The organism is Streptomyces sp. NPDC030798, from assembly GCF_055572275.1.
In genome coordinates this window covers 23,684-46,910 of the sequence record NZ_JBVIDR010000027.1, presented here as the reverse complement: position 1 = coordinate 46,910, position 23,227 = coordinate 23,684, and the positions used below count along the sequence as shown (strand labels likewise).

17 protein-coding genes and 1 pseudogene are annotated in these 23,227 nt (G+C 70.8%); 3 read left to right on the top strand and 15 right to left on the bottom strand.

The window, feature by feature from the left end; all coding sequences use genetic code 11:
• Positions 1-197 (bottom strand): annotated as a pseudogene (locus ACZ404_RS36525) (serine hydroxymethyltransferase); the annotation flags it as partial.
• A 306-nt stretch (positions 198-503) separates the two neighbouring features.
• Here ACZ404_RS36525 and ACZ404_RS36520 point away from each other — a divergent pair.
• Entirely contained in the window at positions 504-1,301 is a 798-nt protein-coding gene (locus ACZ404_RS36520; RefSeq protein ID WP_468447650.1) for an IclR family transcriptional regulator, read from the top strand.
• A gap of 234 nt (positions 1,302-1,535) precedes the next feature.
• Here the strand turns inward: ACZ404_RS36520 and ACZ404_RS36515 are convergent, their stop codons facing one another.
• The 9 genes from ACZ404_RS36515 to ACZ404_RS36475 form a co-directional block, all read right to left on the bottom strand.
• Complete coding sequence (locus ACZ404_RS36515; protein WP_468447648.1) at positions 1,536-2,141, bottom strand: sarcosine oxidase subunit gamma; 606 nt, start codon at positions 2,139-2,141, stop codon at positions 1,536-1,538.
• Positions 2,134-5,397: a sarcosine oxidase subunit delta family protein gene (locus ACZ404_RS36510; protein ID WP_468447647.1), complete on the bottom strand. Its 3,264-nt coding sequence runs from the start codon at positions 5,395-5,397 to the stop codon at positions 2,134-2,136. The genes ACZ404_RS36515 and ACZ404_RS36510 overlap by 8 nt, the downstream gene beginning before the upstream one ends.
• A gap of 11 nt (positions 5,398-5,408) precedes the next feature.
• Positions 5,409-6,641: a sarcosine oxidase subunit beta family protein gene (locus tag ACZ404_RS36505; RefSeq protein WP_468447645.1), complete on the bottom strand. Its 1,233-nt coding sequence runs from the start codon at positions 6,639-6,641 to the stop codon at positions 5,409-5,411.
• A gap of 22 nt (positions 6,642-6,663) precedes the next feature.
• Positions 6,664-7,524, bottom strand: a complete 861-nt coding sequence (locus ACZ404_RS36500; protein ID WP_468447643.1) for a bifunctional methylenetetrahydrofolate dehydrogenase/methenyltetrahydrofolate cyclohydrolase — start codon at positions 7,522-7,524, stop codon at positions 6,664-6,666.
• Positions 7,525-7,560: 36 nt separating this feature from the next.
• Entirely contained in the window at positions 7,561-9,999 is a 2,439-nt protein-coding gene (locus ACZ404_RS36495; RefSeq protein ID WP_468447642.1) for a GcvT family protein, read from the bottom strand.
• Positions 10,000-10,214: 215 nt separating this feature from the next.
• Complete coding sequence (locus tag ACZ404_RS36490) at positions 10,215-11,183, bottom strand: ABC transporter substrate-binding protein (RefSeq protein WP_468447641.1); 969 nt, start codon at positions 11,181-11,183, stop codon at positions 10,215-10,217.
• 13 nt (positions 11,184-11,196) lie between these two features.
• Positions 11,197-13,197 (bottom strand): ABC transporter permease, encoded by a 2,001-nt coding sequence (locus ACZ404_RS36485; RefSeq protein ID WP_468447639.1) that lies wholly within the window; start codon positions 13,195-13,197, stop codon positions 11,197-11,199.
• Positions 13,197-14,285, bottom strand: a complete 1,089-nt coding sequence (locus tag ACZ404_RS36480) for a quaternary amine ABC transporter ATP-binding protein (RefSeq protein WP_468447637.1) — start codon at positions 14,283-14,285, stop codon at positions 13,197-13,199. Before ACZ404_RS36480 ends, ACZ404_RS36485 begins: the two co-directional genes overlap by 1 nt.
• A 20-nt stretch (positions 14,286-14,305) precedes the next feature.
• The gene (locus tag ACZ404_RS36475; protein ID WP_468447635.1) at positions 14,306-15,775 is read right to left on the bottom strand and encodes an aldehyde dehydrogenase family protein; all 1,470 of its coding nucleotides are present in this window, start codon (positions 15,773-15,775) and stop codon (positions 14,306-14,308) included.
• A 219-nt stretch (positions 15,776-15,994) separates the two neighbouring features.
• Here ACZ404_RS36475 and purU point away from each other — a divergent pair, with 219 nt between their 5' ends.
• A complete protein-coding gene (gene purU / locus ACZ404_RS36470; RefSeq protein ID WP_468447634.1) occupies positions 15,995-16,867 on the top strand; it encodes a formyltetrahydrofolate deformylase in 873 nt (290 codons plus the stop codon).
• Positions 16,868-16,927: 60 nt separating this feature from the next.
• Here purU and ACZ404_RS36465 read toward each other — a convergent pair whose 3' ends face one another.
• Both ACZ404_RS36465 and betA read right to left on the bottom strand, forming a co-directional pair.
• Positions 16,928-17,803, bottom strand: coding sequence for a methylenetetrahydrofolate reductase (locus ACZ404_RS36465; RefSeq protein ID WP_468447654.1), 876 nt, complete (start codon positions 17,801-17,803; stop codon positions 16,928-16,930).
• Positions 17,804-17,805: 2 nt separating this feature from the next.
• Positions 17,806-19,476 carry a choline dehydrogenase gene (gene betA, locus ACZ404_RS36460; protein ID WP_468447632.1) on the bottom strand — a complete coding sequence of 557 codons (1,671 nt, stop codon included), beginning with the start codon at positions 19,474-19,476 and terminating at the stop codon, positions 17,806-17,808.
• A 202-nt stretch (positions 19,477-19,678) separates the two neighbouring features.
• Between betA and ACZ404_RS36455 the strand changes: the two genes are divergently transcribed.
• Complete coding sequence (locus ACZ404_RS36455; protein ID WP_468447652.1) at positions 19,679-20,425, top strand: IclR family transcriptional regulator; 747 nt, start codon at positions 19,679-19,681, stop codon at positions 20,423-20,425.
• Between the two features lies 1 nt (position 20,426).
• Here the strand turns inward: ACZ404_RS36455 and ACZ404_RS36450 are convergent, their stop codons facing one another.
• The 3 genes from ACZ404_RS36450 to ACZ404_RS36440 all read right to left on the bottom strand — a co-directional run bounded on the left by ACZ404_RS36450 (position 20,427) and on the right by ACZ404_RS36440 (position 23,211).
• Positions 20,427-21,557, bottom strand: a complete 1,131-nt coding sequence (locus ACZ404_RS36450; protein ID WP_468447630.1) for an aromatic ring-hydroxylating oxygenase subunit alpha — start codon at positions 21,555-21,557, stop codon at positions 20,427-20,429.
• Positions 21,558-21,688: 131 nt separating this feature from the next.
• Positions 21,689-22,852 carry an NAD(P)/FAD-dependent oxidoreductase gene (locus ACZ404_RS36445; protein ID WP_468447628.1) on the bottom strand — a complete coding sequence of 388 codons (1,164 nt, stop codon included), beginning with the start codon at positions 22,850-22,852 and terminating at the stop codon, positions 21,689-21,691.
• Complete coding sequence (locus ACZ404_RS36440; RefSeq protein ID WP_468447626.1) at positions 22,849-23,211, bottom strand: bifunctional 3-phenylpropionate/cinnamic acid dioxygenase ferredoxin subunit; 363 nt, start codon at positions 23,209-23,211, stop codon at positions 22,849-22,851. Before ACZ404_RS36440 ends, ACZ404_RS36445 begins: the two co-directional genes overlap by 4 nt.
• Positions 23,212-23,227: the final 16 nt, after the last annotated feature.

Sequence of the window (23,227 nt, the reverse complement as noted above, 5' to 3'; positions counted from 1 at the left end):
CCGTAGTAGCGCCGGCCCGGATAGCCCTCGGCGTACTTGTTGGTCAGGACCGAGCCCTGCGCCTCCATCACCGCGAGCGGCGCGAAGTTCTCGGAGGCGATCATCTCCAGCGTGGACTGCTGCCGGTTCAGCTCGGCGTCGACCGCCGCGGCGACCTCCGGGTCCAGCTCGTGCAGGGACTGGTTGAACAGGGTCATCGGCGCTCTCCTCGGGTGGGGGCACAGTGGGCGGCTGGGCGGAGTGACATCCAGGACCGGGCCGGGAGGTTGACGACCTTGCCGAGTCGTCTCGCATAACACAACGCAATTCGTTATATGAAACATGCTTTCCACCGGCGCCGGGGGCTGTCAAGGGAGCTGCAGCACGAGTTCGTACGGCCGCAGAGGCACCGCGGTCTTCCGCCGGCGGGCGGGCCGTGCGATCATGCGGGCGGCCGGATCCCGTCCGCGACGACCCCTTCCGCAACTCCCACGAACTCGCGGACCCGACCGTATAGTTGCGCCATGAGCAACCAAGCGGCAGAAGGCGCAACGTCAGAGGCCGCGGTGACCGGCGTGCAGTCCGTCGACCGTGCCGTCAGCGTCCTGGAGATCCTCGCCCGGCGCGGCGAAGCCGGTGTCAGTGAGGTCGCCGCCGAGATCGGTGTCCACAAGTCGACCGCGTTCCGCCTGCTCGGGGCGTTGGAGTCACGCGGTCTGGTGGAGCAGACGGCCGAGCGGGGCAAGTACCGGCTCGGCTTCGGGCTCGTGCGGCTGGCCGGCGCGGTCACGGGCCGCCTCGACATCACCCAGCAGGGCCGCCCGGTGTGCGAGCGCCTCGCCGAGGAGATCGGCGAGACCGTCAACATCGCGGTCCTCCAGGAGCACTACGCGGTCAACCTCTACCAGGTGCGCGGCCCCGGCGCGGTCGGCACGCACAACTGGGTCGGACAGCTCACCCCGGTGCACGCCACGTCGAGCGGCAAGATCCTGCTGGCCCACCTGCCGGAGAAGGAGCGGTCCGAGGTGCTCGCGGCGTCCGGGTTGCGGAAGTTGACACCACGCACTCTGACCGCCAGGACCAAGCTGGAGAAGAACCTCGCCGAAGCGCGGGAGCGCGGGTACGCGGTGACGCTGGAGGAGCTCGAGATCGGACTGCAGGCCCTGGCCGCCCCGATCCGCTCCCGCGACGGTGAGGTCATCGCCGCGCTCAGTGCCTCCGGCCCCGCCTACCGCTTCACCGAGGAGCGCATCCACGGGCTCGCGCCCGCGCTGATCAAGGGCGCGGAGGAGATCAGCCGCCGGATGGGCTACCTGGGCTGAGCCGCGCCCGCCGTACGACGATCACCGTGCCGGCGGACCCGTCCCGGCGCCCCAGCGGGCCGTCACCCGAACCGCGTCGAGCGTCGAGACGACGTCGTGGACGCGCAGGCACCAGACGCCCTGCGCCGCGGCGAGCACGGACGCGGCGGTGGCCGCGGCGTCCCGCCGAAGCGCCGGGCGACTCCCTGCTGGAGCAGCGCGAGTCAGGACGCCCACTACGGAGGCGTTCACGGCTCAGGCGAGGTACTCCGTCGCCGCGTCGAGCAACCAGTCCGCCAGATAGCCGGCGAACGACGAACGGACCAGCACCCAGAATCCGGCCCTGGGTTCGTCCCGGGCGACCAGGACGACCTGGGTGCGGCCCAGCGTCGTCTGCGCGCAGCGTCCGGAGCCGAAGACCCGCGGATGCAGGTCCAGCGCGCAGCCGTGGGCCAGCAGGTCGCGGGCGTCCGGGCCCGATACGAGGAGCGTGGTGCGCTGGGCGGAGACGTCGGTGACGGAGACGAACTCGTCGCCGGCGGCCTCCCGGATCCGGTTCTCCAGGTCCCGCTCGCTCCCCGGCGGTCCCACCAGCAGCCATTCGTCCGGGCCCAGCCACAGCACCGTGGACTCCCCGGCGCGCACCGCTGTGTTGGGCTGGAGGGGCAGGTGGAGGCCCAGTGCGAGGCCGACTGCCTCCGCCGCCGCCCCCTTGGCGTCGAGGCGCACATCGAGCTGGGCCAGGAAGGGGAGTTCGGCCAGCCGGATCGCGCCCCCGGACGCACGTGTCGCGGCGGCCAGGCGACCCGCGGCATGCGACAGGGGGCTGCGGAGCTGGGCGGTCAGGGCGTTGTCAGCCATCGCGGCGGGCTCCCTCGGGGTCGTAGAGGACGGGGCCGGCGACGGTCACCGGCACCAGTTGGTCGCCCACGGGGGCGTAGAGCCGCTCGCCGATGCGGTCCCGGCCGCCCTTGATCAGGGCGAGCGCGAAGGTCCGGTTGAGGGCCGCGCTGCGGTAGCTGGACGTGACGTGCCCGAGCATCGGGACCGGCGGTGCCGGCAGCACACCGTCGGCGATCACGTGGGTGCCCTCCGGGAGGAGGGTGCCCGGGTCCTCCGGCAGCAGACCGACCAGGTGCTTGCGGTCGCGGCGGACGGTGTCCGCGCGGGCGTGGGACCGCTTGCCGATGAAGTCCGGTTTCTTCTTCGACACCACCCAGCTCATGCCGAGGTCCTGCGGGGTGACGGTGCCGTCGGTGTCCTGCCCGATGATCGGGTAGCCCTTCTCGGCGCGCAGGACGTGCATGGTCTCCGTGCCGTAGGGGGTGATGCCGTACGGGGCGCCGGCCTCGTACACGGCCTCCCACAGGGCGAGGGCCTGCCACGGGGAGACGTTGATCTCGTAGGCGAGTTCGCCGGAGAAGCTGATCCGGCAGACACGGGCGTCGATGCCGGCGACGGTCGCCGCACGCCAGGCCATGAACGGGAAGTCGTCGTTGGACACGGCCAGTCGGGGTGCGAGCGAGGCGAGCACCTCGCGGGACCTCGGACCGACCAGGGCGACGGTGGCCCACTGCTCGGTCACGGACGTGCAGTGGACCCTCAACTCGGGCCACTCCGTCTGCAGCCACTCCTCCATCCAGTCCAGGACCGCGGCCGCATTGCCCGTCGTGGTGGTGACCAGGAAGCGGTCCTCGGCGACGCGGACGACCGTGCCGTCGTCGAAGACCATCCCGTCCGGGCGGCACATGACGCCGTAGCGGATCATGCCGGTCTTCAGGGTGCTCATCATGTTGGTGTAGAGCCGATCGAGGAACACGCCGGCGTCCGGGCCCTGCACGTCGATCTTGCCCAGGGTGGAGGCGTCCATGAAGCCCACGCTCTCGCGGGCGGCCCGGCATTCGCGCAGCACGGCGGTCTCCATGTCCTCGCCGCCGCGCGGGTAGTACCAGGGGCGCTTCCACTGGCCGACGTTCTCGAACAGGGCGCCGTGCGCGGCGTGCCACTCGTGAAGGGCCGTCGTCCGGATCGGATCGCTGAGCGCGCCGCGGTCGCGGCCGGCGAGTGCGGCGAAGGAAACCGGGGTGTACGGCGGCCGGAACGTGGGCAGGCCGAGCGCCGAGATGTCCACGCCGAGCAGTTCGGCGACGACACCGCTCGCCAGGACGCCGGAGGTCTTGCCCTGGTCGTTGGCGGTGCCGGCCGTGGTGTAGCGCTTCGTGTGCTCGACCGAGCGCAGGCCGGCGCCCGTCGCGCGGGCCAGGTCGTCGACGGTGACGTCGCGTTGGAGGTCGACGAACCGGGGAGAGTCCGAGGCGCCCGGCACGACGTACACGTGCATCGGTGGTGTCGGGCGCGGCTGTGCGGTCACCTCCGGGAGGCGGGGCGCCTCGGGCGTGTAGCCCTCGGCCTCGACGGCGCGGGCACCGGCGGCCGCGCCCTGTGCCAGGACGGTGGCCGGGTCGAGGACGCCGCTCGCGCTGCCCACCACCTCGACCGCCTGGTGGCAGGTGTCGGGGACGAAGGCGCCGAGCGCCTCGTCGTGGCGCAGCTTGCCGCCCGACTGGCTGAACAGGTGGGCCACCGGGTTCCAGCCACCGGAGACCAGCAGCAGGTCTGCTGCCAACTCCCGCTGTCCTCCGGCTTCTCCGTACGGCGCGACGGTCACGGCGGTGAGGCGGGCCTCCCCCTGGGTGCCGGTGACGGCGTGCCCGGCCAGCACCTCGATGCCGGCCGCCCGCGCGCGCTCGGCCCACTCCCCCGGTGCGGGGCGGGTGTCGACGATCGCCCCGACGTCCACACCGGCGGCGGCGAGGTCCAGTGCCGCCGCGTAGGCGCTGTCGTTGGTGGTGAAGACGACCGCGTGACGGCCCGGCAGGGCGCCGTGGCGGTTGACGTGGCTGCGGGCCGAGGCGGCCAGCATCACTCCGGGGCGGTCGTTGTCCGCGAAGGCCAGCGAGCGCTCGTGGGCTCCGGTGGCGAGGACGACGCGTCGGGCGCGGATGCGGTGGACGCGTTCGCGGGAGACCGTCTCCGGGGCGCCGGCGCCGAGGTGGTTGGTGCGGCGCTCGACGGCGAGGAGGTGGTTGTCGTCGTAGTAGCCGAAGACCGTGGTGCGGCGCAGGATGCGGACCTCGGGTTCGGCCTCCAGTCTCCCGACGACGTCCGCCACCCAGTCGAGGTGTTCGCCCGTGCCGAGGAGGCTGCCGCCCGGCTCCGGCCGGTCGTCGGCGAGGATGACGCGGGCGCCGCTCTTCGCGGCGGCGGCCGCTGCCGCGAGGCCGGCCGGGCCCGCACCGACGACGAGCAGGTCGCAGTGCTCGTGTACGGCGTCGTAGCGGGCGGGGTCCGGATCGGTGGCGAGGCGGCCCTGGCCGGGGAGGCTGGTGGCGACCAGGCCGTCGTAGAGCTCGACGGTCGTCGCGGGGAGCATCGGCTCGGGGAAGGGCTCCTCGATCTGGACGACCGCGTTGGGCTCTTCGGCGCCGGCGGAGAAGATGCCGCGGGGGCGGCCGAGCTTGATGCTGGTGGCGGCCTGGATGACGCCGTTGGCGAGGAGGGCGGAGGCGAGGGTGTCGCCCCGGAAGCCTTGGTACGCGGTGCCGTCGAAGGTGAAGGTGAGGGGGGTGGTGCGGTCGATTCGGCCGCGGGTCGGGTGGCGGAACGGCTGACCCGCGGCGGAGCCGCTGTTCGATGCAGCGCCCCCGCCGCCCCTGCCCTTCCCGTCCTGAAGGGGCTCCGCCCCTTCGACCCCGCTGGGGGCTGCGCTCCCGGACCCCCCTTCGGCCCGAACGGCCTCGTCCTCGAACGCCGGACGGGCTGGTACAGCCGCCCTCGGCTCGATCGTTGCCGGGCGTTCCTCCCCCGGCCGGTACACCGCGAGGATCTCGTTCGTCGACGTGTCCCGTACCGCGTTGAACCAGCGGCGGCAGCCCGCCGCGTGGCTCCAGCGCTCGGCGAAGGGGCCCTTGGGATTGTCGCGGAAGAACAGGTAGCGGGCCCACTCCTCGTCGGTGAGGGACGCCGGGTCCTGCGGGTACGGCACATGGGCCTGGCCGCCGTAGTGGAACTCGGCCTCGTCGCGGGGCCCGCACCACGGGCAGGGGATGAGCAGCATGGATCGGCTCCCTAGTGGGCCACCGCGGCCGCGCCGTGCTCGTCGACGAGCGCGCCGGTGGTGAAACGGTCGAGCGAGAAGGGGGCGTTGAGGGCGTGCGGGGTGTCGTGGGCGATGGTGTGGGCGTAGACCCAGCCGACGCCCGGGGTGGCCTTGAAGCCGCCGGTTCCCCAGCCGCAGTTGAGGTAGAGGTTGTCGACGGGGCTGAGCCCGACGATCGGCGAGGCGTCGGGGCTGACGTCGACGATGCCGCCCCAGGTGCGCAGCACATGGGCGCGGGCGAAGACCGGGAACAGCTCCAGGGCCGCCGACATCTGCTCCTCGATGATGTGGAAGGCGCCGCGCTGGGTGTAGGAGTTGTACGCGTCGATGCCCGCGCCCATCACCAGCTCGCCCTTGTGGGCCTGGCTGACGTACACGTGGACCGCGTTGGACATCACCACCGTGGGGTGCACGGGCTCGAGGAGTTCCGAGACCAGGGCCTGCAACGGGTGGCTCTGGACGGGCAGTTCGATGCCGGCCATGGCGGCGAGGACCGAGGTGTGGCCCGCCGAGCAGAGCGCCACCTTGCCGGCGGCGACGGGGCCCAGGTTCGTCTGGACACCGACCACCCGGCCGCCGACCACGTCCAGGCCGGTGACCTCGCAGTTCTGGATGATGTCGACGCCCGCCGCGTCCGCCGAGCGGGCCAGGCCCCACGCGACGTGGTCGTGCTTGGCGATGCCCGCTCGCGGCTGGTAGGTGGCGCCGAGGACCGGGTAGCGCACGTCCGGGGAGATGTTGACGATCGGGCACACCTCCTTGACGCCGTCCGCGTCGAGCCACTGCGCGTCCACGCCGTTGAGGCGGTTCGCCTCGACGCGGCGCACGCTGTCGCGGACGTCCTGGAGGCTGTGGGCCAGGTTCAGCACGCCTCGCTGGGAGAACAGGATCGGGTAGTCCAGCTCCTCCGCCAGGCCCTCCCAGAGCTTGAGGGCGTGCTCGTAGATGCCGGCGCTCTCGTCCCACAGGTAGTTGGAGCGGATGATCGTGGTGTTGCGGGCCATGTTGCCGCCCGCGAGCCAGCCCTTCTCCAGCACCGCGACATTCGTGATGCCGTGGTTCCTCGCCAGGTAGTGGGCGGTGGCGAGACCGTGTCCGCCGCCGCCGACGATCACCACGTCGTACGACCGCTTCGGCTCGGGCGTACGCCAGAGGAAGTCCGGGTGGTCGGGGAGGTCGGCGCCGGGCGTGCGGGGGCTCATCGGACAACTCCGTTCAGCACGTTCATACGGTGTTCGCGTTCCTCTCGGCGGCCTCGACGACATTGGCGAGCAACATCGCCCGGGTCATGGGGCCCACGCCACCGGGCATCGGCGCGAGCCATCCGGCGACCGCGGCGGCCTCCGGGTGCACGTCGCCGGCCAGGCCCTCGTCGGTGCGGGTGATGCCGACGTCCAGGACCACCGCGCCGGGGCGCAGCATGTCCTTGGTGACCAGGCCGGGCGAGCCGGCGGCGGCGACGACGATGTCCGCCTCGCGTACGTGCCGGGCCAGGCCCTTGGTGCCGGTGTGGCACAGGGTGACGGTGGCGTTCTCGGAGCGCCGGGTGAGGAGGAGGCCGATCGGGCGTCCTACCGTGATGCCCCGGCCGATCACGCAGACGCGGGCTCCGGCGAGGGGCACGTCGTGGCGGCGGAGCAGTTCGACGATGCCGCGCGGGGTGCACGGCAGCGGGGCCTCGACGCCCAGGGTGAGCCGGCCGAGGTTGACGGGGTGCAGGCCGTCGGCGTCCTTGGTCGGGTCCATGCGTTCCAGTACGGCGTTCGCGTCCAGGTGGCGCGGGAGCGGGAGCTGGACGATGTAGCCGGTGCAGGCCGGGTCGGCGTTGAGTGCGTCGATGGTCTCCTCGACCTGCTGCTGCGAGGCGTCGGCGGGCAGCTCGCGGCGGATCGAGGCGATGCCGGCCTGTGCGCAGTCGCGGTGCTTGCCGGCGACGTAGGCGCGGCTGCCGGGGTCGTCGCCGACCAGGACGGTGCCCAGGCCCGGCGGGCGGCCGGCGGTGGCCGTCAGCTTGGCCACACGCTCCGCGAGTTCGCGGCGGATGTCGGCGGCGGTCGCCCTGCCGTCGAGCAGCTGTGCGTTCACCGGCGGTGTTCCTTCCCTCGGAGTCGACGCGGAGTGTCAGCCACGGAGGCGGGACATGGTGGGGTCGAACAGGGGTTCCTCGGTGACGACCGCCTCGACACGCTGGTCGAAGTAGCCGATCCACACGGGCGTGCCGGGGGTGGCCAGCTCGGCCGGGAGCCACGCGTAGGCGATGCCCTTGCCGATCGTGTAGCCGTAGGCGGCGCTGGTGACGTAGCCGACCGCGCGGTCGCCGTCGTACACCGGCTCCTTGCCCATGACGACCGACCACGGGTCGTCGATGGTGAGGCAGGTCAGCCTGCGCCGCACGTTCTCCCTGCGGCGCTCCAGCGCGGCCCTGCCGATGAAGTCGCCCTTGTCGGGCCTGACGGCGAAGCCGACGCCGGCCTCGTACGGATCGTGCTCGTAGGTCATGTCGGTACCGAAGGAGCGGTAGCCCTTCTCCAGGCGCAGGCTGTTGAAGGCGCCGCGGCCGGCGATGACGCCGCCGAGGGGCCCCGCGGCCCGCCACAGGGTGTCCCACAGCTTCTGGCCCTGGTCGGCGGTGGTGTAGAGCTCCCAGCCCAGTTCGCCCACGTACGACAGGCGCATGGCGGTGACGGGCACCGAGCCGATGTAGGCGCGCTTGGCACGGAAGTACTTCAGGCCGTCGGCCGAGAAGTCCTCGTCCGTCAGCGGCTGCAGGACCTTGCGCGCCAGCGGGCCCCACAGGCCGATGCAGCAGGTGCCGGGCGTGATGTCGCGGACCTGGACGGTGCCGTCGGCGGGGAGGTGGCGGGAGAACCAGTCGAGGTCGAGATTGCCGTTGGCGCCGACCTGGAAGAGGTCGGGGGCCAGGCGGGCCACGGTGACGTCGCTGCGGATGCCGCCGTCATGGTCGAGGAGCAGGGTGTAGGTGACCGAGCCGACGGATTTGGCGACCTTGCCGGTGCACAGGCGTTCCAGGAACGCTCCCGCCCCGGGGCCGCTCACCTCCAGGCGCTTGAGGGCCGTCATGTCGTACATCGCGACGGTCTCGCGGGTGACCTGGGCCTCGGCGCCGACGATGGGCGACCAGAACCGGGCGGCCCAGTCGTTGGGGGTGGGGATGGTGCGGCCCTCGACGAGCTTCGCGTTGGCCTCGTACCACTGCGGGCGCTCCCAGCCGTTCGCCTCCAGGAAGAACGCGCCGTGCTCCTGCTGGCGGGTGTGGAAGGGGCTGGTGCGGATCGGGCGCGGGTCCCCGGACGGCTGGAGGGGATGGAGGATGTCGTAGACCTCCACGAAGTTCCGGCAGTCGCGCGCCAGGACGTACTCCGGGGCCAACTGGTGCGGCTCGAAGCGGTTGACGTCGCACTCGTGCAGGTCGAAGGACGAGCAGTAACCGTCGACGAGCCACTCGGCCATCGCCCGGCCCACGCCCGCGGAGTGGGTGACCCACACGGCCTCGGCGACCCAGAAGCCCTTGACGTCCCGGGACTCGCCGAGCAGCGGGAAGTTGTCGGTCGTGAAGGAGAACAGGCCGTTGATGCCCTCCTCGACCTTGGCCTCCTGCGTGGCGGGGAGCAGGGACTGGGTCTCGGTCCAGGCGGGCGCGAAGTCGTCCTCGGTGAACTTCAGCACCGACGGCATCCGGTCGGCCTCGTCGACGGAGAGGATCTCGTCCGCGGTGACGGGCATCGGGCGGTGACCGTAGTAGCCGATGCCCAGGCCGTCGAAGCGGTCGCGGTAGTACAGGTCGGCGTCCTGGTGGCGCAGGATCGGGCGGACCGCCTCCTCCGTCTGGCCGGCGAGGGCCGGGACGGGGCCGGTCCAGGCGAGCTGGTGGGCCAGTGGGGTCAGCGGGAGGTTCATGCCGGCCATGCGGGCGATCTTCGGGCCCCAGATGCCGGCGCAGCACACCACGATGTCGGCGGGGATCTCGCCCTGGTCGGTGCGGACGCCGGTGACGCGGCCGTCGGCCTGCTGGACGTCGAGCACCTCGTGGCGGGCGAGGAAGGTCACGCCGCGCTCGGTGGCCCGGCGGATCTGCGCCTCGACGGCGAGGACCGCCTTGGCGAGGCCGTCGGTCGGAACCAGCAGGCCGCCGAGGACCCTTGCGGGGTTGACCAGCGGGTGCTGCTCCACGCACTCGTCGGGGGTGAGCAGCCGGGCCGGTACGCCCCAGGCCGTGACCCAGCCGTGGCGGCGGTGCAGCTCCGCCAGACGCTCCGGGGTGGTCGCCACTTCGAGGCCGCCGACCTGCAGGAAGCAGGGCTTGCCGTCGACGTCGAGAGAGCAGAACTTCTCGACGGTGTAGCGGGCCATCTCGGTCATGGTCTTGGAGGAGTTCGTCTGGAAGACCAGGCCGGGAGCGTGCGACGAGGATCCCCCGGTCGCGGGGAGCGGGCCCTGGTCGACCACGGTCACTTCGGTCCAGCCTCGCGCGGAGATCTCGTCCGCGAGCGCCGCTCCCACGACACCCGCTCCGATGATCACCACTCGGGGTCCCGCCATCGCCGCACCTCCGAAATCAAGAACCGCTCAGTTGCTTGTTGCGCAACGTGATTCAGGTTGCGCAACTCAGCGTGCCTTCCGCGCGAGGGGGTGTCAAGGGGTCCGTGACGTCGGGGAACGACCCGGTGGGCGCCCTGGACACGGCAATGCCCGGCGGGCGGTGCACACGGGTGCGCACCGCCCGCCGGGCGTGTTCGACCGACGCGGGAATCCGGCTACTTGAGCCAGGCGTCCACCTTGTCCTTGTTGGCCTCGACCCACTTCTTGGCCGCCGCCTCGTCGGACATCTTGTCCTGGGCGATGTACTTGGCGACGGTGTTCTGGTCGTCGTTCGTCCAGTTGAAGTTCTTCACCAGGTGATAGGCGGGGCTGTCGGACTTGGCGAACTTCGTGCTGACGATCTTGTTGAGGTCGTACACGGGGTAGTCGCAGGCGATCTTCTCCGGGTCGGCGTCGCAGCCCGTCTTGTAGGCGGGCAGGGAGACCTTCTTCAGCGGGACCTCGGACAGGAACCACTGCGGCTCGTAGAAGTAGCCGATGACCCACTTCTTGTTCTTCTCGGCGTCCCGGAAGGACTGGATGAGCGCGGTCTCGCTGCCCGCGTACACCACCTTGAAGTCGAGCTTCAGGTTCTTCACCAGCGCGGCGTCGTTCGTGACGTACGAGGGGTCGCCGTCCAGGAGCTGGCCCTTGCCGCCCGACTCGGAGGTCTTGAACTCGGACGCGTACTTGTCGAGGTTCTTCCAGTCGAGGATGTCGGGATGCGCCTTGGCCAGCCACGGCGGCACGTACCACCCGATGACGCCCTTGTTGCCGGTCTGCCCGGCGTCCACGGCCGTCTTCTGCTGGTCGATGTACTTCTTCACCAGGTCGGGGTGGCCCCAGTTCTCCAGGACGGCGTCCACCTCGCCGGTGCCGAAGCCCTGCCAGGCGATCTCCTCCTTCAGGTTCTTCTTGGTGACCTTGCAGCCCAGGTTGTGCTCGGCGACGTACGCGACGACCGCCGCGTCGGCCTCGTAGCCCACCCAGGGGTTGACCGCGAGGTTGAACGTGCCGCACGTGCCGGAGCTGCCCGCGCTGTCCGAACCCGAGGCGGTGTCGCCGACCTTCGCGCCGCCGCACGCGGTGAGAGTGAGGCCGAGGACGGCCAGGCCGGCCGCGCCGGCTCGCCAGTGTCTTGCCATGGTGTCGTGCTCCTTAAGCGCCGGCGCGGCGCGCCGCGGCCTGAGTGATCCGGTCGAACATGACTCCGAGCAGTACGATGGCGAGTCCTGCCGCCAGCCCCTTGCCGTACAGCTCTCCCTGAGAGAATCCGGCCACGACGTCGTAGCCGAGGGCGCCCGCTCCCACCAGGCCGCCCACAACAACCATCGACAGCACGTAGATCAGGCCCTGGTTGGTGGCGAGTGTCAGGGCACTGCGAGACATCGGCAGTTGAACCTTCGTGATGATCTGCCAGGTGTTGCACCCGGCGGAGGTGGCCGCCTCCACGGTGGTCGCGGGCACCGCCCGGATCCCGTCCGCGATGATCTTCATGGCGACGGGCGCCCCGTAGACGATCGCGGCCACGATGGCCGTGAAGCGGGAGGCGCCGAACAGCGCGAGGAACGGCACGAGGTAGACGAACGGCGGCATGACCTGGGCCGCGTCCAAGGTCGGCCGGATCACCCGGTCCACGGTCGTGCTGCGCCCCATCCACACCCCGAAGACGACACCGAGGATCATCACCAGCACCGTCGCCACGAGCGTCGAGGCCAGCGTGGTCATCGCGTCCGACCACACGCCGGTGGCCACCAGCAGACCCACGCACACGCCCGTGGTGATGCCGGCCTTCCAGCCACCGAGCACCACGGCGAGCGCGAGCAGCACCGCGCCCACGAGCCACCACGGGGAGTCGGTGAGCAGTGTCTGGAACGGGTTGAGCAGGCCGTTGGTGAGGGCGTCACGCAGGGCGTTGGTCAGACCCGAGAAACTGTCCTGCGTCCAGTTGGTCGCGGTGTCGGTCGCGTCGGCGATGTGGGTGCCGACCGTGCCGTCGCCGGGGAAGTCGGCCGCCCACAGATAGGTGTGCGACAGGTGGACGAGGACTGCCGTGACCACGGCACCGACGCCCAGCAGCGGCCGCCGCCACCTCGCGAAGCGGTTGCCGGCCCGGCGCGCGTTCTCCTCGCGTGCGGCGGCCGCGGTGGTGACCCGGTCCAGGACGATTGCCATGACCACGATGGCGAGGCCCGCGTTGAAGGCCGTGCCGACGTCGAGCGACTGCAGCGCCTGGATGACGACCGGGCCGAGGCCGGGCGCATTGATCAGGGCCGCGATGGTCACCATCGCCAGGGCGGCCATGATGGTCTGGTTGACGCCCATCACCACGGTCCGCTTGGACATCGGCAGCAGGACCTTCAGCAGCGACTGGCGGCGGGTGGCGCCGAGGGAGTCGGCCGCCTCGACCGTCGTCCTGGACACGTTGCGGATGGCGTGCGCGGTGATCCGGATCGTCGGCGGCGCCGCGTAGATCACGGTGGCGATGGTGGCGGAGGCCCCGCCGATGAGGAAGAACAGGGTCAGCGGCGCCAGGTAGACGAAGGTCGGCATCGTCTGCATGAAGTCCAGGAACGGCGTCATGATCCGGTTGAACCGGTCCGACAGCCCGGCCCACACCCCGAGCGGGATCGCGAACAGCAGGGCCACGAACACCGCGGACAGGGTGAGCGCGAGGGTGTCCATGCTCTCCTGCCACAGCCCCTGCAGCCCGAAGAAGGTGAAGCCGGCCACGGCCAGCAGGGCGACCCGCCAGTTGCCCACGGCCCAGGAGACGTAGCCGGCGAGGCCGACGACGCCCAGCCAGCCGATCTGCGGGACCGGGCGGGCCCCGGACGGTTGGGAGATCAGGTGCTGGATGAAGGTCACCAGGTTGTCGATGACCAGCCGGATCTCGTTGAAGAAGTACAGGAAGAGCGGGTTGGAGTTGCGGTGGGCGCCGACGGAGTCGTTGAAGTCGTTGATCCAGCGGTGCAGATCGGTCAGATCGGCCGTCGCCAGGGAGAGCGTCTGCTTGCCGCGCAGCACGGCGAACAGCACCAGCCAGACGACGAGGATGGCGCCGATCACCAGGGGCCGGCCGACTCCCCGGGCGCGCTTGACGGGTTCGGGGGCCGGTGCCGCCTGGGTCTTCTGCGGTTTCTCCACGGCGACGGCCATCACACGCCGCCTTCCTGCCCGGCGACCACCGCGAGGATCTCCTCGTCGCCGACGATGCCGAGCAGCTTGCCGTTCTCCACGACCTTGACCGGCTTCTCGGCCGCGAGGACGACCCGGGTGGCCTCGCGCACCACGACGTCCGGGCCCAGCTCGGGACCGTCCAGGTCGTCGCCGGCCTCCGGCGCCCGCATGATCCAGCGCAGGGTGAGGACCTCGCCGCGCGGCACGTCCTTGACGAACTCGCGGACGTAGTCGTCGGCGGGGGCGCCCACGAGCTCGTCGCCGGTGCCGCACTGGACCATCTTGCCGTCGCGCATGATCAGGATGCGGTCGCCCAGCTTGAGGGCCTCGGACAGGTCGTGGGTGATGAACACCATGGTCTTGCCGACCTCGTGGTGCAACCGGATGACCTCGTTCTGCATGTCGCGGCGGATCAGCGGGTCGAGCGCGGAGAACGGCTCGTCGAAGAAGAGCACGTCGGGGTCGCCGGCCAGCGCGCGGGCCAGGCCGACACGCTGCTGCATACCGCCGGAGAGCTGGTCGGGGTAGGCGTTCTCGTACCCGGCGAGGCCCACCAGCTCGACGACCTCCAGGGCCCGCCTGGTGCGTTCCGCCCTGCCCGTCCCGCGGATCTCCAGGCCGAAGGCGACGTTGTCGACGACCCGGCGGTGCGGCAGCAGCCCGAAGTGCTGGAAGACCATGGAGAACTTGCTGCGGCGCAGCTCACGCAGGCGCGCGGCGTCCGCCTGGCGGATGTCCTGGCCCTCGAAGACGACCTCGCCCGAGGTGGGTTCGATCAGCCGGGTCAGACATCGCACCAGCGTGGACTTGCCGGAGCCGGACAGGCCCATGACGACGAAGACCTCGCCGGGCGAGACGTCGAAGTGCACGTCGCGTACGGCGGCGGTGCATCCGGTGCGGTCCATGAGCTCGCGGCGGCTGAGTCCGCACAACTCCTCGGATCCCGGGACCTTCTCGGCCTTCGGCCCGAACACCTTCCACAGATTGCGCACGGAGATGACCGGAGCGGCGTCCGAGTCCTGGGGTGTACCGCGCCGCTGCGGCACCTCGGTCTGTGTGGGGGTCACGATCGACCTCTTTTCGGCGTTCAGCCGCTGAACCAGCGCTGCGGCCGGGGGTGGATGTTCTGCCAGATGTGTTTGCGCTCTCGGTACTCGTCCAGGCCGGCCGGCCCCAACTCCCGGCCCACGCCCGAGTGGCCGAAGCCGCCCCATTCGGCTTGCGGCACATAGGGGTGGTAGTCGTTGATCCACACCGTGCCGTGGCGCAGTCGGCGGGCCACGCGCTGGGCCTTGCCGGCGTCCTGCGTCCACACGGCGCCGGCCAGCCCGTACTCGGTGTCGTTGGCGATGCGGACGGCGTCGTCCTCGTCCGTGAAGCGCTCGACGGTCAGCACGGGCCCGAAGGACTCCTCGTGCACCACGCTCATGTCCTGCGTGCACTCGTCGAGCACGGTCGGCGGGTAGTAGTGGCCGCCGGCCAGCGCGGGGTCGTCCGGCCGTGCGCCGCCGCAGCGCAGCAGGGCGCCCTCGGCGATCCCCGCGGCGACGTACGCCTCGACCTTGGCCAGGTGCTGCGCGGAGATCAGCGCTCCCGTCTCGGCCTCGGGGTCGAAGGGCCCGCCCAGGCGGATGCGTGCCGCGCGGCGGACGACCTCGTCGACGAAGCGGTCGTGCAGGCCGTCCTCGACGATCAGCCGGGCGCCGGCCGAGCAGACCTGCCCGGAGTGCAGGAAGACGGCGGTGAGGGCGAAATCCACGGCCGTCTCGAAGTCGGCGTCGGCGAAGACGACGTTCGGGTTCTTGCCGCCGAGCTCCAGTGCCACCTTCTTCACCGTCGACGCGGCGGTGGCCATGATCCGCTTGCCGGTCTCCAGGCCGCCGGTGAAGGAGACCATGTCGACGGCCGGGTCCTCGGCGAGCGGGGCGCCGACCTCCGGTCCGGTGCCCAGCACGAGGTTGGCCGCGCCGGCCGGCAGCCCGGCCTCCTCGAGCGCCTTCATCAGCAGGATGGAAGAGGAGGGAGTGAGCTCGCTGGGCTTGAGGACGATCGTGTTGCCGGCGAGCAGCGCCGGGGCCACCTTCCAACTGGCTTGCAGCAGCGGGTAGTTCCACGGGGTGATCAGCCCGCACACGCCGATCGGCTCGTGGACGACGCGACTGACGGCGTCGTCGCGGCCGGTGTCGATCACCCGGCCGGCGTCGGTGCCGCCGAGTCCGCCGTAGTATCGGAGGCAGGAGACCACGTCGGCGATGTCGTACTCGCTCTCGACCAGCCTCTTGCCGGTGTCCAGCGACTCCGCACGTGCGAACTCCTTCGCGTCCCGCTCGATCAGGTCGGCGGTGCGCAGCAGCAGGGCGCCGCGCTCACGCTCCGGGGTGCGGGGCCAGGGCCCCTCGTCGAAGGCGCGGCGAGCCGCGGCGATCGCCGCCTCGGAGTCGGGACGCGTCCCTTCCGACACGGTCGCCGAAAGGGTGCCGTCGGCGGGGCAGCGGATCTCCCGGAGGCCTCCGGCCACCGGCTTCCGCCATTCACCGTCCACATACAGGTCTGCCACGCGCCAAGCCCTTCAGCTGAAATGCGTTGCGCATCGTGCATCAAATTGCTTGTGGTGGAACACCCTGGCGAATGTCCAGACAGACGTCAAGTGGTTGGGGAATGACGATTTCACAAGAGGCCGGATGACCCTCGCTCCTCTTGACCGGGGGCCCCGTCGACACCGACGATGTTGCGCATCGCTCACTGAGTTGTGCATTACGCACCGACGGAGGCCGACATGTCACCTCGACCGCAACCTGGCCGCGAGTACGTCCTCACCCTCTCCTGTCCCGACAGCGCCGGCCTGGTCCATGCCGTGAGCGGTTTCCTCGTCAGGAACTCCGGCAACATCCTGGAGAGCCAGCAGTTCGACGACCGCCTCCAGGGCCGCTTCTTCATGAGGGTCCACTTCGACGTTTCCGACCCAAACGCGGACCTGAAAAATCTGCGTTACCGGTTCGGTCCGGTCGCCGAGGCCTACCGGATCTCCTGGACGCTGCGGGACGCCTCGACGCCGACCCGCACGCTCATCATGGTGTCCAAGTTCGGGCACTGCCTCAACGATCTGCTCTTCCGCCGGCGCACCGGCGCCCTCAACATCGAAATCCCGGCGATCGTCTCCAACCACCGTGACTTCGAAGGCCTGGCGGAGACGTACGGCATTCCCTTCCACCACATCCCGGTGACCGGGGAGACCAAGCCGGAGGCCGAGGCGCGGCTGCTGGAGCTGGTGCGCGAGCTGGACGTCGACCTGGTGGTGCTGGCCCGCTACATGCAGGTGCTCTCCGACGACCTGTGCAAGCAGTTGGAGGGCCGGGCGATCAACATCCACCACTCCTTCCTGCCCAGCTTCAAGGGGGCACGGCCGTACGTCCAGGCCTACGACCGCGGGGTGAAGCTCGTCGGCGCGACGGCGCACTATGTGACGTCGGACCTCGACGAGGGGCAGATCATCGAGCAGGACGTGGTCCGGGTGGACCACTCGCTCGACCCCGGAGAGCTGGTCACGGTCGGCCGGGACGTGGAGGCCCAGGTGCTGGCGCACGCGGTGAAGTGGCACAGCGAGAGCCGTGTGATGGTGGACGGCAACCGCACGGTGGTCTTCCGCTGAGCGATGACACGAGGGGTGGGCGGGGCCGGTTCTCCGGCCCCGCGTCGTCGTATACGGCCCTCATCGGGCGCGACGGTCAGCGGCTCCGCCGTGGACACCTCGGCCGGCGAGGCGCTCCAGGAGCGCGCGGCGCCAGGCCTCCGTCTCCGCGATCTGGTTGAAGGTGAACAGGTGCAGCCCGGCCACCCCGGCCGAGGGCGCCGTGAGAGCCGCCTCGGTGCCCCTGAGGAGTCTCTCCGGTGCATAGCCGCCGGGAGCCGCGAAGCGCAGGAACCACGAGGTGTGCCTGGTCAGGAAGCGCGTCGACTCCCCCACCCCGATCTTCGTGGCCGTCGCCAGCAGCTTCGCGCGCTGCACGGGCCCCGCGACGCCCAGGTGGACGGGCAGGGTGACGTCCCGGCACCGTATCCGCGCCACCCACTGCGCCAGCACCCGCGGGTCGAAGCAGAGGTTGCTCACGATGTACGTGGCGTGCTCGCGCTTGTCCCACATCGACTGGATGGTGACGTCGTCGTGGATGAGCGGATGGCTCTCGGGATAGCCGGTGACGCCGACCCGGGTGAAGGGCCTGCCCAGCTCGCTCAGCCGGCGCAACACCGGCAGCGCGCCCCGGTAGGCCCCGGCGGGCGGGTCGGCGTCCCCCGCGGGGACGAAGACGTCGTCCACGCCCGCCTCGCGGAGCCGGTCGACCACGTCCTTCAGGTGCGCGTCGTCCCGCAGCAGCCGCGCGGGCACGTGCGGGACGACACGGTAGCCGTGCGCCGCGAGCCGGCCGGTGAGAGCGAGGGTCGGCTCCAGGCCCTTGACCGGTGACGCCGTGACCGTGACCACGACGTCGCGCGGGACGTGGGCGAGGACCTTGTCCTCGGTCGCCTTCGCCGGCAGCACCTCGTAGCGGACGCTGCCGAGCAGCGCCCTCAGACCGGTGGCGCCCAAGGTCATCCGGCCTGGCTCTCGGCGTCGCGCAGGCGGTAGTACGCGGCCTTCGAGGGGGGCAGCGGCTCCTTGCCGAGGATGAGGTCGGCGGCCTTCTCGGCGACCATCATGACCGGCGCGTAGATGTTGCCGTTGGTGACGTACGGCATCACCGACGCGTCGACGACCCGCAGGCCCTCCACGCCGTGCACGCGCATGCTGGTGGGGTCGACGACGGACATCTCGTCGGTGCCCATCTTGCAGGTGCAGGAGGGGTGCAGCGCGGTCTCGCCGTCCTTGGCGACCCAGGCGAGGATCTCCTCGTCCGTCTCCACGGACGGCCCGGGCGAGATCTCGCCGTCGTTGTAAGGGGCGAGCGCGGGCTGGTTGAGGATCTTCCGCGCGACCCGGATCGCCTCGACCCACTCGCGGCGGTCCTGCTCGGTGGAGAGGTAGTTGAAGCGCAGCGCCGGGTGCTCGCGGGGGTCCGTGCTCTTGATCTTCACCGAGCCGATGGCGTCGGAGTACATGGGGCCGACATGAACCTGGTAGCCGTGGCCGCCGGCGGGCACGGAGCCGTCGTAGCGGACCGCGATGGGCAGGAAGTGGAACATCAGGTTGGGGTAGTCCACGTCCTCGTTGCTGCGGGCGAAGCCGCCGGCCTCGAAGTGGTTGGTGGCGGCCGGGCCCTGCCTGAACAGCCACTGCAGGCCGATGAACGGCGCCCGCCACTTCGCCAGGTACGGCTGCATGGAGACGGGCTGCTTGCAGGCGTACTGGATGTACACCTCGAGGTGGTCCTGCATGTTCTCGCCGACGCCCGGCAGGTCGTGCACGACGTCGATGCCGAGGGCGCGCAGCTCTCGCGCGTTGCCGACACCCGACAGCTGCAGCAGCTGCGGGGAGTTGATCGCGCCGCCGCAGAGGACGACTTCCCTGGCGCGCACCTGCTGCGGGGCCCCCTTGCCGCGCTGGAACTCCACACCGACCGCCCGCTTGCCCTCGAAGAGGACGCGGGTCACCAGGGCGCGGGTCCGGACGGTGAGGTTGGAGCGCTTCCTCGCGGGCTTGAGGTACGCCTTCGAGGCCGACAGCCGGCGTCCGCGGTGGACGTTGCGGTCGAACCGGGCGAAGCCCTCCTGCCGGTAACCGTTGACGTCCTCCGTGGGGGCGTAGCCGGCCTGCTGGGTGGCCTCGAGGAAGGCGCCGAAGAGCGGGTTGGTGGCCGGGCCGCGCTCCAGGACGAGGGGGCCGTCGTGACCGCGGAACTCGTCGTCCGGGTCGGCCGCCAGACAGTTCTCCATCCGCCGGAAGTACGGCAGGCAGTGCGCGTAGTCCCAGGTCTCCATGCCCGGGTCGGCCGCCCAGCGCTCGTAGTCCATGGGGTTGCCGCGCTGGAAGATCATGCCGTTGATGCTGCTGGAGCCGCCCAGCACCTTGCCGCGGGCGTGGTAGATGCGCCGGCCTCCCATGTGGGGCTCGGGCTCGGATTCGTACTTCCAGTCGTAGAACCGGCTGCCGATCGGGTAGGTCAGCGCCGCGGGCATGTGGATGAAGACGTCCCACGGGTAGTCGGGCCGGCCGGCCTCCAGTACCAGCACCTGGTTCGCCGGGTCCGCGGAGAGCCTGTTCGCCAGTGCACTGCCGGCCGAACCGCCGCCGACGATGACGAAGTCGTATTGCAGGGGAGCCATGGGGCCTCGTCTCGCTCGCGCCGTAGATACGCGAGGCATGGTAGTACCAGTAGCGCTATACGCACTAGGTTGCGTGGCACGCAACTTGCAGGGTCACCGTTCGGGCGTGGTCGCTTGCATCCGTGTTGTTTACTACGCGTATAGTTTCGTTGTGAGCAACCACAGCCAAGACACCGAAACGCCACCTTCGCAGGCCGGCGGAGTGCAGTCCGTCGACCGTGCCATCAGCGTCCTCGAGATCCTGGCCCAGCGGGGCGAGGCGGGCGTCAGCGAGGTGGCCGCCGAGATCGATGTGCACAAGTCCACCGCCTTCCGCCTGCTCGGCGCCCTGGAGGCGCGCGGCCTGGTGGAACAGGCGGGCGAGCGCGGAAAGTACCGGCTCGGCTTCGGCATCGTACGCCTGGCCGGCGCGGTCACGGGCCGCATCGACATCACCCAGCAGGGACGTCCGGTGTGCGAGCGCCTCGCCGAGGAGATCGGCGAGACCGTCAACATCGCGGTGCTGCAGGAGCACTACGCGATCAACCTCTACCAGGTGCGCGGCCCGGGAGCGGTCACCGCGCACAACTGGGTCGGTCAGCTGACCCCGTTGCACGCGACGTCGAGCGGCAAGGTCCTGCTGGCGCACCTGCCCGCCAAGGAGCGCGCCGCGCTGCTGGCCGAGGCCGGGCTGAAGAAGGTCACGCCGCACACCATCACGTCGAAGGCCAAGCTGGAGAAGCAGCTCGCCGAGGCGCGGGAGGCCGGCTACGCCTGGACCAAGGAGGAGCTGGAGATCGGTCTGCACGCCATGGCCGCGCCGGTCCTCGACCGGGAGGGCCGGGTCATCGCCGCCGTCACCGCCTCCGGCCCGTCCTACCGCTTCACCGAGGAGCGGATGCGGGAGCTCTCCCCGGTGCTGGTCAAGGGCGCCGAGGAGATCAGCCACCGCATGGGCTACCTGGGCTGAGTCACCCCTGGACAGTGCCCAGGCGCTCGTTCACCCAGTCGTGGAAGGCTCCGATGTGGTGCTCGCTCGGCACCAGCACACCGCCCTTGGCGTACATGCGGGAGCCCATCCCGGGCTGCGTGCGCTCGCAGGCGTCGAAGTCCTGCTGGTTGACCCGGTGGAACAGCTCCACGGACCGGCTGACGTCCTTGCCGCTCTCGACGACGTGCGGGAGGTAGAGCCAGTCGCACGCGACGATCGTGCGGTCCACGGACACCGGATACATCCGGTGGAAGATCACGTGGTCGGGTACGAGGTTGACGAACACCTGGGGCTTGACGGTGATCGCGTAGTAGCGCCGGTCCTGGTCGGCCGCGACCCCGGGAATGCGGTCCAGGCCCGCGGAGCCGTCCACGGTGAACCCCTGGACGTCCTCGCCGAACTCTGCGCCGTGGCCGACGTAGTACTGGGCGGCGTAGCCGTCCGCGAACTCCGGGAGCACCTCGGTGAGCTCGGGGTGGATCGTGGCGCAGTGGTAGCACTCCATGAAGTTCTCGATGATGAGCTTCCAGTTGGCCTTGACGTCGTAGACGATCCGCTTGCCCAGGGAGAGGTTGTCGATGTCGTAGCGCTCGATCGACTCCACGTCGCCGAGCCGCTCCACGACCGCGCCCATGACGTCCTCCTCGAAGGAGGGCGGGTTCTCCGCGAGGCAGACCCAGACATAGCCGAGCCATTCGCGCACGGCCACCCCCACCAAGCCGTACTCGGTACGGCCGACGTCGGGCATCTTGGTGAGGTTGGGGGCCGCGACGAGTTTGCCGTTCAGGTCGTACGTCCAGGCGTGGTAGGGGCACTGGAAGGCCCGCTTGACCTCGCCGGTCTCCTCCGTGCAGAGCTTGGCTCCGCGGTGCCGGCAGACGTTGAAGTACGCGCGGATCGAGTTGTCCCGGGCCCGGGTGACGAGGATGCTCTCTCGGCCCACGTCGACGGTGCGGAAGGCGCCGGGCTTGCCCAGTTCACAGGCGCGCGCGACGCAGAACCACATCGTCTCGAATATGCGCTCCTGCTCCTGGGCGAAGATCTGCGGATCCGTGTAGGAGGAGCCGGGGAGGGTGGCGATCAGGCTGTCCGGCAGGCTGGTCGAGGTCACGGTGCACTCCTCGGGAGAACGTCATGGAGGGGTCATTCACGCGCCGGGAAGAACGGCTCCGGACGACGTCGTTGGGCATCAAGCAGCGGTTTGCGCAGTGCGGCAGCAGCGTGGGACGCCGCTGGGGCGGGTCAGGACCTGGTGGCGGCGAGTTGCTTGCGCCAGCGCAGGAACAGCCGCGGCTGGTTCATCCCGAGCACGGCGACCGGGTTCCCGGCCCGCCGGTAGACGGCGAGGACGTCGCGATCGTCCGCGGCCCCCGCCTCGATGGTGACGCTGTCGGCGCCGGCCGCATGACCGGCGAACTGGATCGTCACACCGTACTGGTCGGACCAGAAGTACGGCGGCCGGGGCACACCCGGTTCCACCGCACCGCCGGCCAGCAGCGTGGCGATCGCGGCGTCGGGACGCTCCCGCGCGCCGGTCCAGTGCTCGACGCGGCGGTGGTGACCGACGCGCGGGTCGTACCAGTTGGCGCAGTCCCCGACCGCGACCACACCGGCCAGGCTGGTGCGGCCGTCCGCGCCGCACTTGACGCCGTTGTCGAGCGCGATGCCGGAGCCTTCCAGCCACTCGACGCAGGGACGTGCACCGACACCGACCACGACGATGTCGGCGGGGAGGGTACGGCCGTCCTCGAGCAGGACGGCGTCGACACGGGTCTCCCCGCTCAGTCCCTTGACGCCCACGCCGCACAGCAGCCGTACACCGTGGTCGGCGTGGAGAGCGGAGACGAGGGCGCCCATGGTCTCCCCGAGCGGTCCGGCAAGCGGGGTCGGGGCCACCTCCACGACGGTCACCTCGAGCCCGAGGCCGTGTGCGGTGGAGGCGACCTCCGCACCGATGAAGCCGCCGCCGATCACCACCAGCCGCCCACCGCGGGCCAGTTCGTCCCGCAGGGCGCGGGCGTCGTCCAGGGTGCGCAGGGTGTGCACTCCGGCCAGGCCCGCGGAGCCGGGGAGGCTGCGCGCGGCGGCGCCGGTCGCGATGACCACGCCGTCGGCCCGCACCTCCCGGCCGTCGGCGAGCCGGACGGCGCGGTCGCCGTGGTCGAGGCCGACGGCACGGGTGCCGAGCAGCCACGTCGCCCCGAGGTCCTCGTCGTCCGTCTCCAGGGCCAGTTCCGACTCGGCGAGAGTGCCGGCCAGGAACTCCTTGGAGAGCGGGGGGCGGTCGTAGGGGCGGTGCGGCTCCTCCCCGATGACGACCAGCCGGCCGTCGTAGCCCTGCTTGCGCAGCGAGCGCGCCGCCGACAGACCGGCCAGCGAGGCGCCGACCACGGCGACCGTCCTCACGCGGGACCCCCGGCGAGCCGGGCTGCGATGCAGGGCGGCAGGTTGGGCGCCTCCGTGGACAGCCGGACGTAGATCACGCCGTCCTCGACGGCGACCTCGTGCGTCCGGACCGGCAGCTTGGCCGGCGGGGCGTCGACCGCGCCGGTCCTGAGGTCGAACGTGGAAGCATGCAGCGGGCATTCCACCTCGCGGCCCTCCAGCCAGCCGTCAGCGAGCGACGCGTCCTGGTGGGTGCAGGTGTCGTCGATGGCGAAGAGCTCGCCGTCATCGGTGTGGAACACCGAGACCGGCGGATCGATGTCGAGCCGGTGGGCCTCGCCTCGTGGGAGATCCTCGAGACGGCACGCGGGAATCATCATGACACCTCGGTGCGTA